This window comes from Alkalimonas sp. NCh-2 (genome assembly GCF_039631345.1).
Classification (GTDB): Bacteria; Pseudomonadota; Gammaproteobacteria; order Enterobacterales; family Alteromonadaceae; genus Alkalimonas; species Alkalimonas mucilaginosa.
On sequence record NZ_JBDIUV010000007.1, the window covers coordinates 243,132 to 263,543 of the forward strand.

General features: G+C 51.8%; 18 protein-coding genes and 4 tRNA genes. 7 read left to right on the plus strand and 15 right to left on the minus strand.

Annotation, left to right across the window (positions count from 1 at the left end; genetic code table 11):
* Nucleotides 1-18: 18 nt before the first annotated feature.
* From ABC502_RS16885 to aguB, 3 genes are all read right to left on the minus strand, one after another.
* Nucleotides 19-2,052: a S8 family serine peptidase gene (locus ABC502_RS16885; RefSeq protein ID WP_345916729.1), complete on the minus strand. Its 2,034-nt coding sequence runs from the start codon at nt 2,050-2,052 to the stop codon at nt 19-21.
* 261 nt (nt 2,053-2,313) lie between these two features.
* A complete protein-coding gene (aguA, locus tag ABC502_RS16890) occupies nt 2,314-3,456 on the minus strand; it encodes an agmatine deiminase (protein WP_345916730.1) in 1,143 nt (380 codons plus the stop codon).
* On the minus strand, nt 3,428-4,312 hold the full coding sequence (aguB, locus tag ABC502_RS16895) for an N-carbamoylputrescine amidase (RefSeq protein WP_345916731.1): 885 nt from the start codon (nt 4,310-4,312) through the stop codon (nt 3,428-3,430). The genes aguA and aguB overlap by 29 nt, the downstream gene beginning before the upstream one ends.
* Nucleotides 4,313-4,365: 53 nt before the next feature.
* On the opposite strand from aguB, the gene ABC502_RS16900 reads away from it, so the two are divergent.
* Nucleotides 4,366-5,703 (plus strand): FAD-dependent oxidoreductase, encoded by a 1,338-nt coding sequence (locus ABC502_RS16900; RefSeq protein WP_345916732.1) that lies wholly within the window; start codon nt 4,366-4,368, stop codon nt 5,701-5,703.
* 51 nt (nt 5,704-5,754) lie between these two features.
* On the opposite strand, the gene ABC502_RS16905 is transcribed toward ABC502_RS16900, so the two are convergent.
* From ABC502_RS16905 to lolB, 11 genes are all read right to left on the minus strand, one after another.
* A tRNA-Gln gene (locus ABC502_RS16905) sits at nt 5,755-5,829 on the minus strand.
* Nucleotides 5,830-5,859: 30 nt separating this feature from the next.
* Nucleotides 5,860-5,934: transfer RNA gene (locus ABC502_RS16910), tRNA-Gln, on the minus strand.
* 27 nt (nt 5,935-5,961) lie between these two features.
* Nucleotides 5,962-6,046: transfer RNA gene (locus ABC502_RS16915), tRNA-Leu, on the minus strand.
* Between the two features lie 21 nt (nt 6,047-6,067).
* Nucleotides 6,068-6,144: transfer RNA gene (locus ABC502_RS16920), tRNA-Met, on the minus strand.
* 145 nt (nt 6,145-6,289) lie between these two features.
* A complete protein-coding gene (locus ABC502_RS16925; RefSeq protein ID WP_345916733.1) occupies nt 6,290-6,856 on the minus strand; it encodes a hypothetical protein in 567 nt (188 codons plus the stop codon).
* Between the two features lie 77 nt (nt 6,857-6,933).
* Nucleotides 6,934-8,025: a redox-regulated ATPase YchF gene (gene ychF / locus ABC502_RS16930; RefSeq protein WP_330088649.1), complete on the minus strand. Its 1,092-nt coding sequence runs from the start codon at nt 8,023-8,025 to the stop codon at nt 6,934-6,936.
* Nucleotides 8,026-8,062: 37 nt separating this feature from the next.
* The gene (gene pth, locus ABC502_RS16935) at nt 8,063-8,659 is read right to left on the minus strand and encodes an aminoacyl-tRNA hydrolase (protein WP_345916734.1); all 597 of its coding nucleotides are present in this window, start codon (nt 8,657-8,659) and stop codon (nt 8,063-8,065) included.
* Nucleotides 8,659-9,282, minus strand: coding sequence for a 50S ribosomal protein L25/general stress protein Ctc (locus ABC502_RS16940; RefSeq protein ID WP_330088651.1), 624 nt, complete (start codon nt 9,280-9,282; stop codon nt 8,659-8,661). Before ABC502_RS16940 ends, pth begins: the two co-directional genes overlap by 1 nt.
* Nucleotides 9,283-9,436: 154 nt before the next feature.
* A complete protein-coding gene (locus ABC502_RS16945; protein WP_330088652.1) occupies nt 9,437-10,381 on the minus strand; it encodes a ribose-phosphate pyrophosphokinase in 945 nt (314 codons plus the stop codon).
* Nucleotides 10,382-10,464: 83 nt separating this feature from the next.
* Nucleotides 10,465-11,313 carry a 4-(cytidine 5'-diphospho)-2-C-methyl-D-erythritol kinase gene (gene ispE / locus ABC502_RS16950; RefSeq protein WP_345916735.1) on the minus strand — a complete coding sequence of 283 codons (849 nt, stop codon included), beginning with the start codon at nt 11,311-11,313 and terminating at the stop codon, nt 10,465-10,467.
* On the minus strand, nt 11,310-11,912 hold the full coding sequence (lolB, locus tag ABC502_RS16955; RefSeq protein WP_345916736.1) for a lipoprotein insertase outer membrane protein LolB: 603 nt from the start codon (nt 11,910-11,912) through the stop codon (nt 11,310-11,312). Before lolB ends, ispE begins: the two co-directional genes overlap by 4 nt.
* 82 nt (nt 11,913-11,994) lie before the next feature.
* Here lolB and hemA point away from each other — a divergent pair, with 82 nt between their 5' ends.
* The 5 genes from hemA to kdsA all read left to right on the plus strand — a co-directional run bounded on the left by hemA (nt 11,995) and on the right by kdsA (nt 17,894).
* Nucleotides 11,995-13,242, plus strand: a complete 1,248-nt coding sequence (gene hemA / locus ABC502_RS16960) for a glutamyl-tRNA reductase (RefSeq protein WP_330088655.1) — start codon at nt 11,995-11,997, stop codon at nt 13,240-13,242.
* A gap of 32 nt (nt 13,243-13,274) precedes the next feature.
* Nucleotides 13,275-14,363: a peptide chain release factor 1 gene (gene prfA, locus ABC502_RS16965; protein WP_330088656.1), complete on the plus strand. Its 1,089-nt coding sequence runs from the start codon at nt 13,275-13,277 to the stop codon at nt 14,361-14,363.
* Nucleotides 14,364-14,366: 3 nt separating this feature from the next.
* Nucleotides 14,367-15,221 (plus strand): peptide chain release factor N(5)-glutamine methyltransferase, encoded by an 855-nt coding sequence (gene prmC / locus ABC502_RS16970; RefSeq protein ID WP_345916737.1) that lies wholly within the window; start codon nt 14,367-14,369, stop codon nt 15,219-15,221.
* A gap of 83 nt (nt 15,222-15,304) precedes the next feature.
* Nucleotides 15,305-16,885 carry a DUF3369 domain-containing protein gene (locus ABC502_RS16975; RefSeq protein ID WP_330088658.1) on the plus strand — a complete coding sequence of 527 codons (1,581 nt, stop codon included), beginning with the start codon at nt 15,305-15,307 and terminating at the stop codon, nt 16,883-16,885.
* Nucleotides 16,886-17,045: 160 nt separating this feature from the next.
* Entirely contained in the window at nt 17,046-17,894 is an 849-nt protein-coding gene (kdsA, locus tag ABC502_RS16980; RefSeq protein WP_330088659.1) for a 3-deoxy-8-phosphooctulonate synthase, read from the plus strand.
* Nucleotides 17,895-17,921: 27 nt separating this feature from the next.
* Here kdsA and ABC502_RS16985 read toward each other — a convergent pair whose 3' ends face one another.
* On the minus strand, nt 17,922-20,180 hold the full coding sequence (locus ABC502_RS16985) for an ATP-binding protein (protein ID WP_345916738.1): 2,259 nt from the start codon (nt 20,178-20,180) through the stop codon (nt 17,922-17,924).
* Between ABC502_RS16985 and ABC502_RS16990 the strand changes: the two genes are divergently transcribed.
* Nucleotides 20,164-20,361, plus strand: coding sequence for a hypothetical protein (locus ABC502_RS16990; protein WP_330088661.1), 198 nt, complete (start codon nt 20,164-20,166; stop codon nt 20,359-20,361). The genes ABC502_RS16985 and ABC502_RS16990 overlap by 17 nt on opposite strands.
* The last annotated feature ends 51 nt before the right edge of the window (nt 20,362-20,412 follow it).

Below are 20,412 nucleotides of genomic sequence, written 5' to 3' on the forward strand. Positions count from 1 at the left end.
GCTTCCCCTTGTGAGGTGTTATTGACAAGCCCCCTGATGGGTCCAGACTGCCCATTGCCCTGAATACTGGCTTGGGTTCTGGTTTTGAGTCCACCAGTTGGCACGATAGCGTTGGCCATTATGCTGTACTTGATCGCCGGCGGTATAGACAGCACTGGCTTGCCAGGCCGGTAAGCCGGAGCAGCCTCCGCCCTGATTGCTGACGGTCACCGTTTTGCTGGTGCTATGGCTGGCGCCATCCGCATCTGCCACCGTTAACTGCACCTGATAGCTGCCAGCCTGACTGTAGCTGTGTACCGGGTGTTGTTGGACAGAACGGCTCCCATCGCCAAAGCTCCATTCCCAGCTGACAACACCTTGGTCATCGGTACTCTGATCGCTAAACTGCACCGTCAGGCCATTGCTTTGGAAGCTGAAGTCGGCAACCGGAGGTTGATTACCGCCACCGCCGCTGCATGGGCCCAGATCACGCCAGACGTTGCTGAACAGATCCGGACGGGCACCGGTCGACCACCAGGTGGCTTCATAACGACGTCCATTGTAGCTGACCTGCTGACCTGCCTGATACGATGTGGTTGCGGACCAGGGGGCTAAACCATCGCAGCCACCGCCACCGCCGCCACTGACCGTAATGGTTCTGCGGGCTGTGCTCTGTAAGCCCTGTTGATCGGCCACGGTCAGACTGATGCTGTAACTACCGCCTTGGGCATAGCTATGCATCGGATTTTGCTGGCTGGAGCTGTTGCCATCGCCAAAATCCCACTGCCAACTAACCACGCCTTGATCATCGGTGGAAGTATCCTGCAGACTGATGGAGAGTCCATTAATACTCACGGTAAAGCTGGCGACTGGTGGTTGATTACCACCACCGCCACCCAGCAAAAACTCGGTGTTAAGTAGCCGGTTTACGGTACCATTAGGGTTGGATATTTTGCCCGTGGCGGCATTGCTGTAGATTGCTTGCGCCACCTGAGCTGGTGTGGCATTGGGGTTTTGTTGCAGGTAAAGCGCTGCGGCTCCTGCTACATGAGGACTGGCCATAGACGTGCCGCTGATCGTTCGGGTGGCGTTAGCACCACCAATCCAGGGCGCAATAATATCTGAGCCTGGTGCAAAGATATTGACACAGCTGCCCCAGTTGGAAAAATTCGAACGACTGTCGTTGCGGGTGGATGAACCCACTGTCATCGCTGCTGAGACTCTGGCGGGTGAATAGTTGCAAGCATTTGCATTGTCGTTGCCTGCCGCCACCACGGTGGCGACTCCGCGTTGGATCAAACGATTGGTAGCTTGGTCCAGGGCGGGCGAAGCCCCACCACCCAGGCTCATATTGGCGACAGCTGGGCGAACTGCGTTGGCTGCTACCCAGTCAATGCCCTGAATAATCGCAGTAGAAGTGGTTTCCCCGCTGCAGCCAAACACCTTCACGGAGTGGAGCGTCACTTGTTTGGCCACGCCATAAGTTGTTGCGCCAATGCTGCCGGCCACATGGGTACCATGGCCATTGCAGTCTTCCGGGTTATTACCGATGGTAGTTACGACCCGGCCAATACGACCACGAAACTGGGTATGGCTGGTGTTGATGCCGGTGTCAATCACATAGGCATTGACACCGGCACCGGTTAAATCATAACGATAGACACCATTCAAAGGCAGGTTTTGCTGATCCAGGCGATCCAAGCCCCAGGGCGCATTATTTTGCTGGTTGTACAGCGATATACGCTGAACGGGCTCGATATAATCGACTGATGTTTGTTGCAACAATGTTTTGACACCGCTGTCATTTGTTTCAATCACAAAACCTTTCAGCGCATGATTGAACTCTGCTTTCACAGTGCCTTGTGCTAACTGGCTGTAGCTTCGGGCTTTTACATGGACTGCATCAGCACCGAATAAAGCCAACTCTTGTTCTTTTAAGACCACAATGTATTGGTTAGGTATGGTTTTGTGCTCAGGAACACTGAGCAGACTGGCTTGTGACCAGGCAGGAAGAGCAGCAAAAGCAAGACTGGCTGCAATTCCAGCTATGGTCAGCTGGTGTTTTAAGGTCATTGGATGTTCCTCTGTTTTATTGTTATTTAATGTGCTCATTTGAATCGGAGCGCTTAAATAATGAACAGCGGTGCAAAAAATAGGCAAATAAAACTTTAGAATGCTTTGCTATGAGCTAAGGAATAATTGGTCTATAGCAATTTATTTGTGTAGTAGTAAAGATGTTTAGACGTCTTTGTAAAGCAAGGCGCACAGTGGTCCCGATTAAAGAACCACTGTGGTAGGGTTACGCTCTGTTTTACAGAAAAAACGACTTGGGTATCAGGCGGGCTGCTGCTGGGTAATGCAGTGAATATTGCCACCGCCAAGCAGAATTTCCCGCCCAGGTACCAACACCACTTCGCGTTCCGGGAACAGGCCGCGCAGAATGGCTGCAGCAACTTCGTCATTCGGATCGTCAAAAGCCGGCATAATCAGGCCGCCATTGCAGAGGTAAAAATTGATGTAAGAGCCGGCCAGCCGGGCATGGGCTTCGCGCGGTATAGTATGCAGTACCGAGTCGACACTGGCATACTCTTCCGGCTCCGCAATAATGGGGGCTGGCAATGGCAGCTTGTGCACTTTAATAGCACGGCCTTGGGCATCGGTGCTTTGCTCCAGCACTTCAAGTGCTGCCTTAGAGCGGGCGTACTGCGGATCGCTTTCATCATCGGTCCAGGCCAGCAAAACTTCACCAGGTTTGACGAAACAAGCCATGTTGTCGATATGGCCATCGGTCTCATCCAGGTAAATACCTTGCTGCAGCCAGATCACCTTGCTGGTGCCAAGATAATCATTCAGCATCTGTTCGATCTGCGCCCGGCTTAAATGCGGGTTGCGATTAGGGTTGAGTAAACACTCTTCGGTGGTGAGCACAGTGCCTTCGCCGTCCACATGAATGCCGCCACCTTCCAGCACAAAGCCTTCGGTGCGATAACGCAGTTGCTGTTCGACACTGAGCACCTTGCTGGCGACCTGATCGTCCAGATGCCAGGGGAAATACAAGCCGCCATTCAGGCCGCCCCAAGCGTTGAATGTCCAGTCAATGCCCCGCACCTCGCCTTTGCCATTGACCACAAAGCTGGGACCGGTATCCCGGCACCAGGCATCGTTGCTGGAGAGCTCAATCACCCGGATCCGCTCTGCCAGCTCCGGGCTGCTGTGCAGCTGGGCCAACGCATTGCCGTACTGATTGGCCGATACCCCAACGGTGACCGGTTCAAAGCGGGCTATGGCCTGGATCACTCGGGTAAAAGCGGCCTGAGCAGGCTTGGCACCCAAGCGCCAGTTGTCGGTTCGCTCTGGCCATACCATCCAGGTCTGGCGATGCGGTTGCCACTCGGCAGGCATGTAAAAGCCATCCTGCCGAGGAGTTGTGCTTAGTGTGCGCGCCAACTTAGTTGCCACCTTGTTGGGTGAAACCATCTTTGGTCAGCAGCGGCTGGTACAAATCGATACGGCGGTCACGGAACACACCCCAGCCGCGCCGGTTTTGCGCCACTTCATCCAAATCAAAGGTGTGTACCAGCACAGCTTCGCTGTTTTCATCGGCTTCCTGCACCTTGGCACCGTACTCATTGGCAATAAAAGAGCTGCCGTAGAAGGTGATGGCGAAGTCATCTTCGGTTTCCACGCCAATGCGGTTGGAGGCAATCAGTGGTACCAGGTTGGCAGCGGCATGCCCTTGCTGGGTACGCTGCCAGTGATCGCGTGAGTTCACGCTGGCATCGTGTGGCTCACTGCCAATGGCGGTTGGGTAGAACAGCAGCTCTGCGCCCATTAAGGCCATGCTGCGGGCACACTCCGGGAACCATTGATCCCAGCAGATGCCAATGCCGATTTTGGCATAACGGGTTTGCCACACTTTAAAACCGCTGTCGCCCGGCGTGAAATAGAACTTCTCGGAGTAACCAGGCCCATCTGGAATATGGCTTTTACGGTACACACCCAGCAGGCTGCCATCGGCATCCAATACAGCGATGCTGTTGTAGAAGCAGTTGCCGGCTTTCTCGTAGAAGCTGATGGGCAACACCACCGCCAGCTCTTTGGCAATGGCTTGAAAGTGGCGAATGGCCGGGTTTTCTTCTACTGTGGTGGCAAAGTCCAGGTACTGCTCTTTTTGTTTCTGGCAGAAGTAATTGCGTTCGAACAGCTCTTGCAGCAGGATAATTTGTGCGCCCTGAGCCGCGGCCTGACGAACCAGTTTCTCACCACGGGCAATGTTTTCATCGACATTCCAACCACCGATCATCTGGGTGGCAGCAACCGTTACATTTCGCATTTAACTTCTCCGTTAGAGTAAGCCTGAGCCCCCGAAGCTATGTCGGAGAACCCTTGAATAAAGGCGCGCAAAATGCCGTATTTTTCAACAGCCGTCAACTGCTTTTCGTGGCAGATGTTGAATTCTGTCTGACCCATTTTGATCAGGCATGGCATCGTGACTTCTATCGTCTGCCGAAGCAGCACAGAACCACCATTTTAGCGTACAATGATCCGGTTGAAAAATGCAGAGGGCGAAAGATGTTTGATCTGACGGTGGTTGGTGGTGGCATGGTTGGTGCCAGTATTGCGGCATATATGGCGCAGCAGGGCTGGCAAGTCGCGCTGGTAGAAGCGCAGCAGCCAGAGCCCTATGACGCCAACCAACCGGCAGATTTACGGGTATCGGCCATCAGCCAGCGCAGCCAGCAGTGGTTGGAGCAATCCGGTGCCTGGCAGGCGGTTGCTGCGATGCGGTTCTGTCCGTATCGGCGTTTGCAGGCCTTTGAGCGGCCAGAGCAGAGTGTGGAGTTTCACGCAGCCAGCATCAACCAGAGCGAACTTGGGCATATTGTCGAAAACCGCCTGCTGCAACTTGCGTGCTGGCAGCAATTCCCACAAAGCTTACAGCTGTTTTGCCCGGCCAGGGTGATAGCTTTGCAGCAGGACGCTGACAGCGCACAGCTGACGTTGGATAATGGCGACTGTCTGCACAGCCGTTTGGTCATTGCGGCCGATGGCGCCCGTTCGGCACTGCGTCAGCTGGCTGGCATTGGCACCCGCGGCTGGCGTTACGCGCAGGGTTGCCTGGTTGCCCATGTGGTGACTGAGCTGCCGCAGCAGGATGTGACCTGGCAACAATTTACTGAAACTGGCCCCAAAGCTTTCTTACCGCTACCGGGCCAGCAAGGATCCTTGGTTTGGTACGACCACTTGCCTAAGGTGCAGCAGTTGGCTGGGCTGTCGCCGGCAGCCCTTAGTCAGGCCATGATGGCCGCTTTTCCTGCGCAACTGGGGAACATTGAAGTGCAAAGGGCGACCTGGTTCCCGCTGCAACGCTTGCATGCGTTATCCTACTATCAGCAACGGCTGGTGCTGGTGGGGGATGCAGCGCATGCCATTCATCCGATGGCAGGGCAGGGGGTGAACCTTGGCTTTGCCGATGCGGCTTTATTGTGTCAGTTGTTGCAGCAAGCAGGTGTGGCTGCGCTCGAGCAGCCGCAAGCGCTGCTGGCACGCTATCAGCAGCAACGTCAGCCGCAAAACTGGTTGATGATGAGCGGCATGGATGCACTCTATCAGGGCTTTGGCAGTCGGTCGCCACTGGTCAGGCAGCTACGTCAGTTGGGTTTGGCGCTGGCCGGGCGAAGTAACTTGCTGAAAAAGCTGGTAACCCGTTATGCCACAGGCTAAGCGGGGTACATACAATGAGATTGAAATTCGGTGATGATTTGCTGCTGAGAATGGCAGGGGTGCCAGGATTCGAACCTGGGCATGGCGGGATCAAAACCCGCTGCCTTACCGCTTGGCTACACCCCTAACAAGGATTTACAACCGAAGAAAGAGAAATGGCAGGGGTGCCAGGATTCGAACCTGGGCATGGCGGGATCAAAACCCGCTGCCTTACCGCTTGGCTACACCCCTGCAGTGTCTCTCCTTGCCTGGTACATATGGTGCGGAAGGAGAGACTCGAACTCTCACACCTTGCGGCGCTGGAACCTAAATCCAGTGCGTCTACCAATTCCGCCACTTCCGCGATATGTACCTGAAGAAAAAGTGGTGGCTACAGCGGGAATCGAACCTGCGACCCCAGCATTATGAGTGCTGTGCTCTAACCAGCTGAGCTATGTAGCCACGTTAACTTGTCTTCAGCAAGTGGCGCGTATTATCCGTATCTGCTTTGGCAGCGTCAACCGTTTTTTGCAATTTATGCCGGCTGCTCAAGTCCGTTTGCTGCTTTTATACGCAAGCTGTGTGATTAAAATGCAAAAGTACAGCGCTACTCACCAGATGCATTAATTTTTTGTCTTTCGGCCGCGTAGGCTTCGTAATAAGTTCGGGTTAAATCTTCGGCCAAGCTTTCCAATACTTTTAAGTTTATTGCGTTTGGCTTAAAGTCCTTTCCAGCAGCAAGCTTATCCCGGTAGTAATGCAGCTCAGCTTCGTCGTTTTTCAAAAAGGCCACGGTGCCTGCCACAAACTCTTGAAACAGGAAGGGGTTGTTGGCTGCTGTGGTTGGTTCTGCTGCTAAAATTTGCTCACCAATTAAAATAGCACTTGTATAATTGCCTGCTAACGCAAGCATTTGCAACTGATGCCACTGAAGATTAACAGTCCAACCGTTATGCTCGGCATAATCTGCAATAAGGGTTGAAGCTTCTCTATAGCAGCCTTTGTATGCCAATACTGTCCATCCTTCACCAGGTGTTTCGGTAAACTGGCGCAAGCTAAGAGTGCGGCTGTGCTCTTGAACTTTTGACAGTATTTGAATGCAATGGTTTGCCAATACTGTCGGATGCGACAAGGATAAACTGAACAGGACAATACAAGAGAATTTATGCTTCATCATTTGTCTTTAAGGTAACAATGCAACAAGAAGCAGCCGCCAGCGCCAAGAACTTTCTGACGGCCTTACTGACTTCATTACACATTAAACAGGAAATGCATCACATCGCCATCTTTGACAATGTAATTTTTGCCTTCAACCCGTAGCTTGCCAGCTTCTTTGGCACCAGCTTCACCCTTACAGGCAATAAAGTCGTCAAAGCCAATCACTTCGGCGCGGATAAAGCCTTTTTCAAAGTCGGTGTGAATGACGCCGGCAGCTTTCGGAGCACTGGCACCTATGGCAACTGTCCAGGCCCGCACTTCTTTGACACCGGCAGTGAAATAGGTTTGCAGGCTTAGCAGCGAGTAGCCGCCGCGGATCACCCGGTTCAGGCCAGGTTCTTCCAGGCCAAGATCCGCCATAAATTCTGCTCGCTCGTCGTCGTCAAGCTCGGCGATTTCGGACTCAATAGCGGCGCATACCGGCACTACGATGGCATCTTCTTTGGCGGCAATGTTACGCACGATGTCCAGGTAGGGGTTATTCTCAAAACCATCTTCGGTCACATTGGCAATGTACATGGTCGGCTTGATGGTCAGGAAGTTCATGTAGCTTACCAGCGCTACCTCTTCCGGCTCCAGTGCCAGTTGGCGCAGGGTTAAGCCTTCTTCCAGATGCGCCTTGACTTTGGCCAGTACTTCAAGCTCAGCTTTAGCATCTTTGTCACCGGACTTGGCTTTCTTGCCAACCCGCAACATAGCCCGTTCGGCACTTTCCATATCGGCCAGCACCAGCTCCATATTGATGGTATCAATGTCATCGGCCGGGTCGACTTTGCCGGCAACATGGATGATGTTGTCGTCGTCAAAACAACGCACGACATGACCAATGGCATCGGTTTCGCGGATATTGGCCAGGAATTTATTGCCAAGGCCTTCGCCTTTGGAAGCGCCTTTGACCAGACCGGCGATATCAACAAATTCCATGGTGGTTGGGATCACCCGTTGTGGCTTGACGATGTCGGCCAGCTGGTTCAGGCGCTGATCCGGTACCGGTACCACGCCGGTATTGGGCTCAATGGTACAAAACGGAAAGTTGGCCGCTTCAATCCCGGCTTTGGTCAGTGCATTGAACAAGGTTGATTTACCAACATTCGGTAAACCGACAATTCCACATTTAAATCCCATGACAGTGTCCTATCGTTGTGCAGCGACATGCTGCCAGTTACGCGGTGCTGGCCTGAAAACTATGCAAACGGCTTTGCGCTTTCACCAGGCCATCCTTCAGCAGTATTGGCAGGCAACGCAGTGCCTCATCAATACTGGCTTCGATTAGTGTTTGCTCACAGGCTGGTGCTTTGCCAAGCACATAGCCGGTAACTTTGTGTTTATCCCCCGGATGACCAATGCCAAGCCGCAAACGCAAAAAGTTGGCGTCATTGGCCAGCCGTGCTGTGGTGTCTTTTAACCCATTGTGACCGGCATGGCCACCACCGAGCTTAAAACGGGCAACGCCTGGTGCCAGCGCCATTTCATCGTGCGCGACTAAGATGTGCTCGGTAGGGATTTTATAAAACTGCGCCACGGCTTGCACGGCTTTGCCGCTTAAGTTCATAAAGGTAGTGGGGATAAGCAGCTTGATGTCGTGACCAGCCAATGGAATACGGGCTATATCACCAAAGAATTTGGGCTCATGTTTTAGCGACGTCTGAGCCTGTCGTGCCAGTTGCTCTACAAACCAGGCGCCGGCATTGTGTCTGGTCTGGCTGTATTCGGGGCCTGGATTACCCAGGCCCACGATCAGCTGGATCGGCTGGGACATTACTCAGCAGATTCGGCTGCTTCACCTTCGTCAGCATCTACTGCTTTACCAGCAGGTTTGTTGACAGAAACGACAGCCAGGTCATGGCCTTCGCCTTTGGTCAACTGAGTGAAGGTAACGCCTTTAGGTGCAACCAGATCAGATAAGTGGATGGTCTGACCGATTTCAACATTGCTCAGATCAACCTCGATGAACTCAGGCAGATCTTTTGGCAGCACGTTGATTTCAACTTCGTTGGCACCGTGAACAACCACGCCGCCTTTCTTGATGGCGACTTCTTCGTTCAGGAAGTGCAGAGGCACAGTAGTGTGCAGCTCATGGCCAGCTTCAACACGTTGGAAATCGACGTGCATGATTTTTGGCTTGAACGGGTGACGCTGCATATCTTTAACGATGGCCTGGATCTTTTCTTTGCCGACATTCAGGGTCAGAATGTGCGAGTAGAAAGATTCAAAGCTTTGTGCTTTCAACAGCTTAGAGTGCTCTAAAGTGATTGACAGAGCATCTTTGTGACCACCGTAAATGATGGCTGGTACTTTATCCTCGTGACGCAGGCGGCGGCTCGCACCTTTCCCCAGGTCAGTCCGGACTTCAGCATCTAATGTATAAATTGCGTCAGACATGGCTTTACTCCAATAATTCATAAGGTTCCACAGCCCGCGACCAGACTGTGGGACGTTCACCCCCGAAAGGGGCGCGACATAATACCACCCGCAGGATCAGCGTGCAATGAAAAAGGCACCCTGAGGTGCCTTCTGTCACAGCATCGAGATGCGTTTAATCAAACATCGACGAAATGGATTCTTCGTTGCTGATGCGGCGAATGCACTCGGCCATCATTTCGCTCAGCGACAGCTGGCGCACTTTGGCGACTTTTTTCATCTCAGCACTCAGCGGAATGGTGTCGGTCACGATCAGCTCATCGATCACAGAGTTGGCAATGATTTGTGGCGCATTGCCGGAGAACACCGGGTGGGTGGCATAGGCAAAGACCCGCTTGGCGCCTTGCTCTTTTAAGGCTTCAGCGGCTTTGCACAGGGTGCCGCCGGTATCGATCATATCGTCGACCAGAATACAATCACGATCCTTCACATCACCGATGATGTGCATCACCTGGGATACATTGGCTTTTGGACGGCGTTTGTCGATGATGGCTAAATCAGCATCGTTCAGCAGTTTAGCTACCGCACGGGCACGGACTACACCGCCGATATCCGGTGAAACCACCACAGGTGATTGCAAATCTTTTTTGCGCATATCTTCCAGCAGCACCGGGCTGGCAAAGACGTTATCGACCGGCACATCAAAGAAACCCTGGATCTGCTCGGCATGCAGGTCTACGGTCAGTACCCGATCCACCCCGACGCTGGACAGGAAATCGGCCACGACTTTGGCGGTAATAGGCACCCGGGCAGAGCGAACCCGACGATCCTGGCGGGCATAACCAAAGTAGGGCAGTACCGCAGTGATCCGGCCGGCGGAGGCACGACGTAATGCATCCACCATCACGATGAGTTCCATCAGGTTGTCGTTGGTTGGCGCACAGGTAGACTGAATGATAAAAACGTCGGAGCCACGGACATTTTCATTGATCATCACGCTGACTTCGCCATCGCTGAAACGGCCAACATCGGCATCACCTAATTTGATGTAGAGTCGGCTGGCAATTTTGCTTGCGAGTTCTGGTATGGCGTTACCAGCAAAAACCTTCATATCGGGCACGGTAGGATCCTCAGGGCAGTTGGAGTCCGGTTAAACAGTTTTGACCCTGCCACAAGCAGGGCCCTGATGGTAATGATGCGGCATTACCTAAACGCGGCCAGAGCAGCCAGGACTGGCGACTCATTGACCCCTCTGGCGACAAAGCCCCGACAGAACGAGGGCAAATTGCGCAGAGCAGCTTCCGCTTGCATACGATCAGAAAACGCGGCGAACACACTGGCTCCGGTCCCTGTCATGCGGCTTGGGGCGTATTCTAACAACCACTGTAAGGTTAATGCAACATTCGGATAGAGCTGACTGACCAGTGGCTCGCAGTCGTTACGCCACTCGGATTTCAGCACCTGCTGCAGGCTGATTTTTGCTGTGTCTCTTGGTAAATCAGGGTGTTGAAATATTTCTTTGGTGGAAATATGGCAATTTGGTGTAGCCACCAGATACCAGCGCTCGGGCAGTGCAATCGGCGTCAAATGCTCGCCGACACCTTCGGCAAAAGCGGTGTAACCCTGCACAAAAACAGGCACATCGGCGCCCAGTTGCAAACCAAGCTCAGCCAGTTGTTGCCGGCTTAGTCCCAGTTGCCACAGCTGGTTCAGCGCCAGCAGGGTGGTGGCGGCATCGGAAGAGCCGCCCCCCAGACCGCCGCCCATGGGCAATCGTTTCTCCAGTTGGATCGCTGCACCCTGAGTGCAACCGGTGGTACGCTGCAACAAACGCGCGGCTTTTAGCACCAGATTGTCATCCGTCACCAGTTCAGCCTGATTGCAGCTTAAGCGGAGTTCTGCCGTGGGAAGGGTTGAAAAGTGCAGGGTGTCGCCATAATCCAGCAACTGGAAAATACTTTGTAGCTCGTGGTAGCCATCGGCCCGGCGCCCGGTGATGTGCAAAAGTAAATTCAGTTTTGCTACCGCGGGCAGGCTGAGAGTGTTATTCATAGCTGCCAGCTCCGGATCAGCAGGCGGATGCGAATATTATCCGATTGCACCACAATGCGTCTGGGCAGGGCCAGGCTATCGGAGAAGAAGCTTTCATAGCGCACCTGCCAGTGATCACCGCTGCGATCCTGTAATGTAAACGCAATTAAGCGGCCCAGCTCATCGTACTCTTTGGCACTGGCATGGTCGCCAGCTAAACCTTTCAGCCATAACGACATCTCGTCCAGTGGCAGGCTCCAGCCTGTCAGCGCCAGCATCAGCTCGCTGCTGTTGCTGGCCTGGTAATCTTCGCCCCGGACTTGCAGGCGGGTGCTGCCAGCGCTGCTGTCCAGTCTGAAGATGCTGATACCAAAGGAGTTGTTCATTCTGGCCCGATAGTCGTCAGCCTGCTGCTGCCAGAGCAGGCTGCCACTGACGTTGTCGGCCGGGCTTTGGATCCCCATGGTGGCTGTTAGCTCAAAGTGCTGCAGCTGTTCAATTCGATCCTGCCGCTGCTGGGCTGTCAGAATGGGGCCATCGGTCCGGGGCTTCAGGCTGCAACCACTAAGCAAGAAGGTCAGCAATAACAGGGAAAACAGGATTTTTACTGCTTTTGGCACACGAAAGTCCTCGTCTGAGCTTTTATTAATCTGGGCTTTTTCGTACAATTCGCCCCTTCAATATCAAGGTTATTACAGGTGAATGGCCATTTACGCATTAGGCATTAATCACAAAACAGCACCAGTGGCACTGCGTGAACAAGTGGCTTTTGCACCTGAGCAGGTGCCACAGGCGCTGCGTGAGCTGGCAACCGTGGCGAATGTCACCGATGCGGTGATCCTGTCGACCTGCAATCGCACTGAGGTGTATTTTAACGGTTCCACCGAGCAAGCGGAACAGGTGATTGCCTGGTTAAGTGAATTTCACCAACTGGATAGCCAAACCATGCAGCCTCATTTGTATCTCTACCAGCAGCAGGATGCGGCGACACACCTGATGCGGGTGGCATCCGGGCTTGATTCACTGGTATTAGGCGAGCCGCAGATTTTAGGCCAGGTAAAGCAAGCGTATAGTCAGTCGCGCCAGGCTGGCACCATCAACCCACAGTTTGAACGCTTGTTTCAAAAAACCTTTGCTATCGCCAAGCAGGTACGCACAGAAACCGAGATTGGTGCCAATGCGGTATCGGTTGCTTTTGTTGCTGTCAGTCTGGCGAAACAAATTTTTGGCCGGTTGGATAAAGTGTCAGTGCTACTGATTGGCGCTGGTGAAACCATCGAGCTGGTAGCCCGCCATTTAAAAGAGCAGGGGGCCAGCAGGCTGACGGTAGCCAACCGGACCTATGAGCGAGGTTTGGCATTGGCTGAAGCTTTTGGGGCTGAAGTGGTGACCTTATCGCAAGTTCCTGCTGTTCTGGGGCGGGCTGATGTGGTGATTAGCTCGACGGCCAGTACCCTTCCAATTATCGGTAAAGGCATGATTGAACAAGCTTTGAAAGCCCGTAAACACAAACCGATGTTTTTGGTGGATTTGGCAGTGCCTCGCGACATTGAAGCGCAGGTAGCAGAGCTGGATGATGCTTATCTCTATACTGTTGATGATTTACAGAGCATTATTGCGCAAAATATGGAATCAAGGCAGCAGGCCGCCCAGCAAGCTGAACAGCTGATTGCACAGGGAGTAACAGATTTTCAGCAATGGTTGTTGTTGCAAGGCAGTGTGGACTGGGTGCGCGATTACCGTCAGCAGTGTGAACAGATAAAAAATGAGTTGCTGGCGAAAGCTGTGAATCAACTGGTAGCTGGCCAGGAACCCGAGAAGGTGATGGCAGAACTGGCCACCCGTCTGAGCAACCGGCTGATGCACAGTCCGACCAAGGCCATCCGGCATCTGGTGCAGGATGAAAGCGTGCAGCCGCGCGCACTTATCAATATTTTACTTGATCTCTGATACAGTTCAGGGTTTATAAGGGTTAACCCATCATGAAAGCATCGGTCTATTCGAAACTGGAAGCATTAACAGAGCGGTACGAAGAAGTGCAGGCGCTGCTCAGTGATGCCAGTATTATCGCCAATCAGGAGCGTTTTCGCGAACTGTCAAAAGAATACAGCCAGTTGGAGGATGTCAGTAAAGCCTTTGTGCATTACCAACAGACTGAACAGGCTCTGGCAGAAACTGAATTGATGCAGCAAGACAGCGATCCAGATGTGCGGGAGATGGCCCAGGATGAGTACAAAGAGTTAAAGCAACAACTGGAAGCACTGCAAGCCGAGCTGCAAATTCTGATGCTGCCAAGAGATCCGAACGACAGCAACAACTGCTTTTTAGAGATCCGTGCCGGTGCGGGGGGCGATGAAGCAGCAATTTTTGCAGGGGATTTGTTCCGCATGTACAGCCGTTTTGCGGAGAGTCGGGGCTGGCGGCTGGAAGTCATGAGTGCCAGTGAAGGCGAGCATGGTGGTTACAAAGAAATCATTGCGCATTTATCCGGTGAAGGGGTCTACGGTACCATGAAGTTTGAATCCGGTGGTCATCGGGTGCAGCGGGTACCAGCGACGGAGTCGCAAGGCCGGGTGCATACTTCGGCTTGTACTGTGGCGGTGATGCCGGAAATCCCGGAAAGTGAAGCGATAGAAATCAATCCAGCCGATTTACGGGTCGATACTTTTCGGGCTTCCGGTGCCGGAGGGCAGCACGTCAACCGGACCGACTCGGCCATCCGTTTAACGCACTTGCCAACCGGTATCGTGGTGGAGTGTCAGGAAGAGCGCTCGCAGCATAAAAATCGAGCCAAAGCCATGAGCATGCTGCAATCGCGTATTCAGGCAGCGGAAGATGAAAAGCGCCGTTTATCGGAAGAGTCGACCCGTCGCTTGCTGGTAGGTAGCGGCGATCGCTCCGAGCGGATCCGTACCTACAACTTCCCCCAAGGCCGTCTGACCGATCATCGCATCAATCTGACGCTGTACCGGCTCAGTGAAATTATGGAAGGTAGCCTGGAGTTGGTGCTGCAGCCGATTCAACAAGAGCATCAGGCCGATTTGCTGGCTGCTATGTCCGAAGACAACTAAATCATGTCAAACAGCTCAGTATGCAGCATTGGCAGTTGGTTAACGCTGGCCAAAACGGTGCTGACCAAGGTGACGGATGAGGCGGAGGCGGAAGCTAAATACTGTTTAAGCCATGTGTTGCAATGCAATTACAGCTTTTTATATAGCCATGCCGCTAAGCTGTTGAGCGCAGAGCAGTGGCAACAGCTCGATGCTATTCTGCAGCAGCGGCAAAGTGGCACACCATTGGCCTATGTGCTGCAGCAATGGCACTTCTGGGATTTTGAACTGGCTGTATCGCCCGCCACTTTGATCCCACGTGCGGATACTGAAATTTTGGTAGAGCACGCACTGCAGTTGCAACTGCCGGCAGATAGCAAGGTGCTGGATTTAGGCACTGGCACTGGGGCCATCGCGCTGGCACTGGCCAAAGAGCGTTCTGGCTGGCAAGTCACTGGTGTTGATATGCAGCCAGAGGCTGTGGCCTGTGCCAATCGCAACAAAGCTGCTTTGCAGCTGGCAAATTGTGATTTCCAACTGAGTAACTGGTTTTCAGCCGTTAGCTCACAACGATATGAGCTGATTGTGAGTAATCCTCCCTACATTGAGCCGGATGACCCGCACTTGCAGCAGGGCGATGTGCGGTTTGAACCTAAAACGGCATTGGTTGCTGATGCAGAAGGACTGGCTGATATCGAGCTGATTATTACGGGCAGTGTGTTGCAGTTGCATCCTGGTGGCTGGTTGCTGCTGGAGCATGGCTACCAGCAGGCCGAAGCTGTCTGTGAGCGCTTACAACAAGCGGGCTTTATTCAGGTTCAATCGAAAAAAGATTATGGTGGTCAATGGCGTATTAGTTTTGGCCAGCGGCCGCTCTGAGTCATTATCCTTGCACTAACCTTTGACCAATTGCCATTCTACACATATAACTTAAGGGTTGATGAGCCAAAGAGTATCTGTGCATGAGCGATGACTTTTTATTCGCCGATGAAGTCCCGGAGCCAGAGCAGCCTGAACAACCCAGCAGCCATGCTTGCTGGAAAGTATTGGTTGTGGACGATGAGTCTGAGGTGCATGCTGTCACCAGGTTAGCACTGAGTGACTTTAGTTTTCAGGGAAAAAATCTTGAGTTTCTGAGTGCCTATTCAGGTGCAGAAGCCAAAGTACTGATACAACAGCACCCGGATACGGCCATTATTTTGCTGGATGTAGTGATGGAAACCGACGATGCAGGTTTGCAGGTCGCGCGCTATATCCGTGAAGAGCTGATCAATACTCATGTGCGTATTATTTTGCGCACCGGGCAACCAGGTCAGGCACCAGAACGTCAGGTTATCGTCAATTACGATATCAATGACTACAAATCCAAAACCGAACTGACAGCACAAAAGTTATTTACCGTAGTCATGTCCAGTTTGCGCTCTTATCGGGATATTCTTGCCATCGATCACAGTCGTCAGGGGCTGGAGAAAATTATTAATGCTTCGGCAGACCTTTTTTCTGCTCATTCCATGGAACAATTTATTGATGGAGTGTTGCAACAGCTAACTTCCATTCTTGGATGCAATGATGATGCCTTGTTGGTCACGTCCTCCCTGGTGGCCAGCAATCCAGATGAAGATACTGATCCGGAACACCTGGTGGTATTTGCCGGCATGGGGGAATTTGAAAAGCGCGAAGGCGAACCGGTGACCAAAGTTTTGGACCAGACTTTGCTGGAAGCTTTTTATGATGCTTTAAAAAGTCGCAGCATTGTGTACAAGGAAAACTATCTGGTGGCCTATTGTACCAGCAAGTTTACCCATGGCTCTTTGCTTTATGTATCAGGCTTACCTGGCCAGATCACCGATAGTCAGAAAAAACTGATTGAGCTGTTTTCACAGAATGTGCAAATTGCCTATGAGAATGTGCAGTTGCAGCACGAGATAGAGGATACACAGCGGGAAATTGTGTATCGGCTAAGTGAGGCCGTGGAGCATCGCTCGATAGAAACCGGTAATCATGTAAAACGGGTGGCTTTTATTTGCTACGAGTTGGCTAAAGCCTATGGCTTATCGGACGATGAAGCCGAGACGCTGATGTTCGCATCACCACTGCACGATGTGGGCAAAGTGGGTATTCCTGACGGCATTCTGAACAAGCCGAAACGGCTGGATGAACGGGAATGGGAAGTGATGAAAACCCATGCTGCCATCGGCTACGATATCCTGAAAAACTCCAAGCGTACTATCATTCAGGCCGGTGCCATTATTGCCCGTGATCACCACGAAAAATGGGATGGTACCGGTTATCCCGGTGGTAAAAAAGCAGAGGATATTCATATCTATGGCCGCATTGCAGCCATTGCTGATGTTTACGATGCTTTGCGCCACCGCCGTTGTTACAAATCTGCCTGGCCGTTGAATAAGGTCATTCAGTTGATCGAGAGCGAGTCTGGCAAGCAGTTTGAACCAAAGTTGGTAGACGTATTTAAATCCAAAGTGGATAAGCTGGAAGCGATCCTGAAAAAATACCCTGATTCAGAGGAAGATGATCTTCGCTAAGTCGTTTAGCCTTACATATTCGCTGCAATAGCAGTACACTGTTTTTTTTATTATGGCGGCGCTCAGCCAGCCCTGTATTTCCCTGTTTGTGACTCCACGTCATCAGATTATTGCGATCTGCAAACGGGGCAGGCAGGGTGCTCTCTTATTAAGGTTTTTTATGACGAAACATAGCATTGAACTTGGGGATATTCGGGTAAATAACAGCCTGCCTTTTGTATTATTTGGCGGCATGAATGTATTGGAGTCGCGTGATTTAGCACTGCGGGTTGCCGAGCATTATGTGCAAGTAACTGAGAAGTTGGGTATTCCCTACGTATTCAAAGCCTCCTTTGATAAAGCCAATCGCTCTTCCATTCACTCCTATCGTGGACCAGGCCTTGATGAAGGCTTGAAAATTTTTGAAGAAATAAAGCGTACCTTTCAGGTGCCGCTGATTACCGATGTGCATGAGCCTGAACAAGCTGCAGTGGTTGCTGAAGTGGTGGATGTATTGCAATTGCCTGCTTTTTTAGCCCGCCAAACGGATCTGGTGGTAGCAATGGCAAAAACCGGAGCTGTGATCAACGTAAAAAAACCTCAGTTCCTGGCTCCGGCCGAGATGCGGCACATTCTGACCAAATTCGCTGAAGCTGGCAATGAGCGGGTGATGTTGTGTGAGCGTGGCTCCAGCTTTGGTTACAACAACCTGGTTGTGGACATGCTGGGTATGGATGATATGAAACAATTTGCCCCTGTTATTTTTGATGCGACCCACGCATTGCAACGTCCGGGCGGACGGGCAGACTCTGCCGATGGGCGACGGGCGCAGGCTGCACAGCTTGCTCGTTCAGGGATGGCGCTTGGTTTGGCAGGCCTTTTTATTGAAGCGCACCCCGACCCAAACCAGGCCAAATGCGATGGACCCTGCGCCTTGCCGTTAGCAAAGCTGGAACCTTACCTGGCTCAAATGAAGGCACTGGACGAACTTATTAAAAGTCTGCCAGCGCTCGATACTTCAGCCAACTAAAGCCATCAGCTGCGTTATGTCTGGCGGCTAATAGCGCCGCCGGACGTACGCTTCTACGCTAAGAAACTCCTCCTGCAATACTCGATAATACTCCTGCAAACTGGCCCAGTCTTTTTCTGCGCTGGCATTCTCCAGTGTCAGTGCATGCTCGGCCATCTGCAGGGCACCGATACTTTTTGCCATAGCTTTTAGTTGGTGGCTTTGCTGGCGTGCCAAGGAACGCTCGCGTGTTTGGATGGCCCCCTCCAGTGTCCTCAGTAAGGGCTTGGTCTGTTGGACAAAGAAATTCAAATGCTCTTCATGCTTGGCGGGATCATTGCCCAGGTAGTTGGCGATGGTGGTAAAGCAGATAGGCGTCTGGTGATTGGTTTCCCGGGCGCCTTGTTGTTCGATCAACTCTTTATTGGGTGCTTGTTGCAACGGTAGCCAACGATTGAGCATGCTTTCAAGAATATTCAACTCAATAGGTTTTGTGATGTAGCCATCCATGCCCACACTAAGACACTTTTGCTCCTCCCCCTTCAAGGCGTTGGCTGTTACCGCAATAATGCGGGTAAAGTGTTGCTCTTCATCGGTTTGCAAGGCTTCTTTACGGATTGCTTCTGCTAAATCGTAGCCACTCATGTTGGGCATATGCAAATCAGTCAGCACCAATGGATAGCGGTACTCTCGCCACATAGCCAACGCCACAGCGCCATCATTGGCAACTTCCGCTGCATAACCCAGTGCATTGAGTTGATCCAACATAACCTTTTGATTCATCTGGTTGTCTTCCGCCAATAAAATAAGCTGCTGGTTGCGTTTGGCAGTATCAATGGCCGGGGCTGTTTTCATGGCGCTTTCTCTATCGTAACCAGCCTTGAAAGGCATGGTTTTTTTACCGGAAGCAACCAGGATGGCATCAATCAGATGGCTGCGACAAATAGGTGAGCTGTGTAAGTAGAGTATGCGCTCGTTACTTTGCTCGGTGAGCTCTACCAGGTTGGTGATCACAATAAAGCGTACTTGGTGCAAGTTCGGGTGATGGTTCAGGGCTTCTATATGGGCGGCGCTGATTTGCTCGTAGGTAGCGTCCAGCAGCCAGACTCCTTTGATTTTTGGTGGTAATCTATGTTGCTCGGCAGCTCGCTGGCGTAATTGCTCGACATTCTGGTAACCGTAGTAGTCGGCTCCCAGATAGCGGGCGTAACTTTCAAGGTGCTGATAGTTATCCTGATCCTGACTAAATATCACCAGTTGAATATCACGTAACAGCTCTTTATCCAGTGCTTTGGTTTCATCAGAACGTCGCATTGGGATCTGTACCCGAAACTCTGTGCCTTTATCGAGCTCGCTTTGTACCTCAATCTGCCCATACATCAAGGAGGTTAAGCGCTGGCAAATGGATAAACCTAGCCCCGTGCCACCAAACTTGCGTGTGATGGATCCCTCGGCCTGATTGAAGGGTTGAAAGACATAATTGATTTGTCGTTTGGTCATGCCCTTGCCATTATCCAGCACACTAAATTGGATGTGGCAGTACTCCATGGTTTCTTCCAATAAATCGGCGCGAACAATGACCAAGCCGGTTTTTTCCAAAGAGGTATGGGTGAACTTAATGGCATTACCTGCCAGGTTGTATAAAATTTGCCGTAGGCGGACCGGGTCGCCATAAAGACCATCCGGGATCCGCGGATCAATAAAGATCTTCAAGTCGATTTGGCGCTGATGAGCAACGGAGACCAAAATACGTCCTACGGCTTCGATGATATCTGCAATGGAGAGAGGAATGCTTTCCAGCTCCAGCTTGCCAGCTTCAATTTTAGAAAAATCAAGAATATCATCCAGTATACGAAGCAGAGAGAATGAGGACTCGCGGATGGTATCGGTCATACGAAACTGCGTGGTACTTAAGGCTGTTTTACGTAATAAGTCCATGGTGCCGATAATGCCATTCATTGGGGTGCGGATTTCATGGCTCATGGTAGCGAGGAAGGTTGATTTGGCCTCGTTGGCTTTCTCGGCTGTGACTTTGGCTGTTTCCAACGCATCAGTGCGTTCTTTGATACGTTGTTCAATTTCCTGGCGCAATTGAAAGATATTTTGCTCCGACTGCTGGCACTGCTGTTCTCCTTTTTCAATACGTTGGAACAGGCGGTTGACCAGACTGGCCAGTAGACCAAAATCATCCTCTAAGTGCTCTTCAAAACGTTGCGTAAATTGCTCCTGCCGTAAAGCCTGTTGCAAGGGAGCCATCAGTCGTTGCAGGCGATGTTGCAGCATCCGGTTCATGACAGAACTGATCATAACAGCAGCGAGTAACGCTATAAATATACTGGCAACGACCAGAAATATCAGACTAAGCTTTGACAATGAGGCTGTGTTTATCAGCCACAGCATTAAACCCGTTATCAGCAAGCTGGATATCAGGCAAAAAGGCAGGCTTCGCCAGAAGATGGAACCGAAGAAAGAGGATTTTTCCATGTAACTTCCAAGGCTATATATCGTTGGGGCTGGTTGCATGCTACCGGCTGATTGT

Bases quoted from the DNA above. Each gene is read 5' to 3' on its own strand.
- ABC502_RS16885 (WP_345916729.1), bottom strand. From the start codon at position 2,052: ATGACCTTAAAACACCAGCTGACCATAGCTGGAATTGCAGCCAGTCTT.
- aguB (WP_345916731.1), bottom strand. From the start codon at position 4,312: ATGCGAAATGTAACGGTTGCTGCCACCCAGATGATCGGTGGTTGGAAT.
- ABC502_RS16925 (WP_345916733.1), bottom strand. From the start codon at position 6,856: ATGAAGCATAAATTCTCTTGTATTGTCCTGTTCAGTTTATCCTTGTCG.
- ABC502_RS16940 (WP_330088651.1), bottom strand. From the start codon at position 9,282: ATGTCTGACGCAATTTATACATTAGATGCTGAAGTCCGGACTGACCTG.
- ychF (WP_330088649.1), bottom strand. From the start codon at position 8,025: ATGGGATTTAAATGTGGAATTGTCGGTTTACCGAATGTTGGTAAATCA.
- hemA (WP_330088655.1), top strand. From the start codon at position 11,995: ATGGCCATTTACGCATTAGGCATTAATCACAAAACAGCACCAGTGGCA.
- ABC502_RS16990 (WP_330088661.1), top strand. From the start codon at position 20,164: ATGACAGAACTGATCATAACAGCAGCGAGTAACGCTATAAATATACTG.
- prfA (WP_330088656.1), top strand. From the start codon at position 13,275: ATGAAAGCATCGGTCTATTCGAAACTGGAAGCATTAACAGAGCGGTAC.
- pth (WP_345916734.1), bottom strand. From the start codon at position 8,659: ATGTCCCAGCCGATCCAGCTGATCGTGGGCCTGGGTAATCCAGGCCCC.
- ispE (WP_345916735.1), bottom strand. From the start codon at position 11,313: ATGAATAACACTCTCAGCCTGCCCGCGGTAGCAAAACTGAATTTACTT.
- kdsA (WP_330088659.1), top strand. From the start codon at position 17,046: ATGACGAAACATAGCATTGAACTTGGGGATATTCGGGTAAATAACAGC.
- ABC502_RS16975 (WP_330088658.1), top strand. From the start codon at position 15,305: ATGAGCGATGACTTTTTATTCGCCGATGAAGTCCCGGAGCCAGAGCAG.
- prmC (WP_345916737.1), top strand. From the start codon at position 14,367: ATGTCAAACAGCTCAGTATGCAGCATTGGCAGTTGGTTAACGCTGGCC.
- ABC502_RS16985 (WP_345916738.1), bottom strand. From the start codon at position 20,180: ATGATCAGTTCTGTCATGAACCGGATGCTGCAACATCGCCTGCAACGA.
- aguA (WP_345916730.1), bottom strand. From the start codon at position 3,456: ATGGTTTCACCCAACAAGGTGGCAACTAAGTTGGCGCGCACACTAAGC.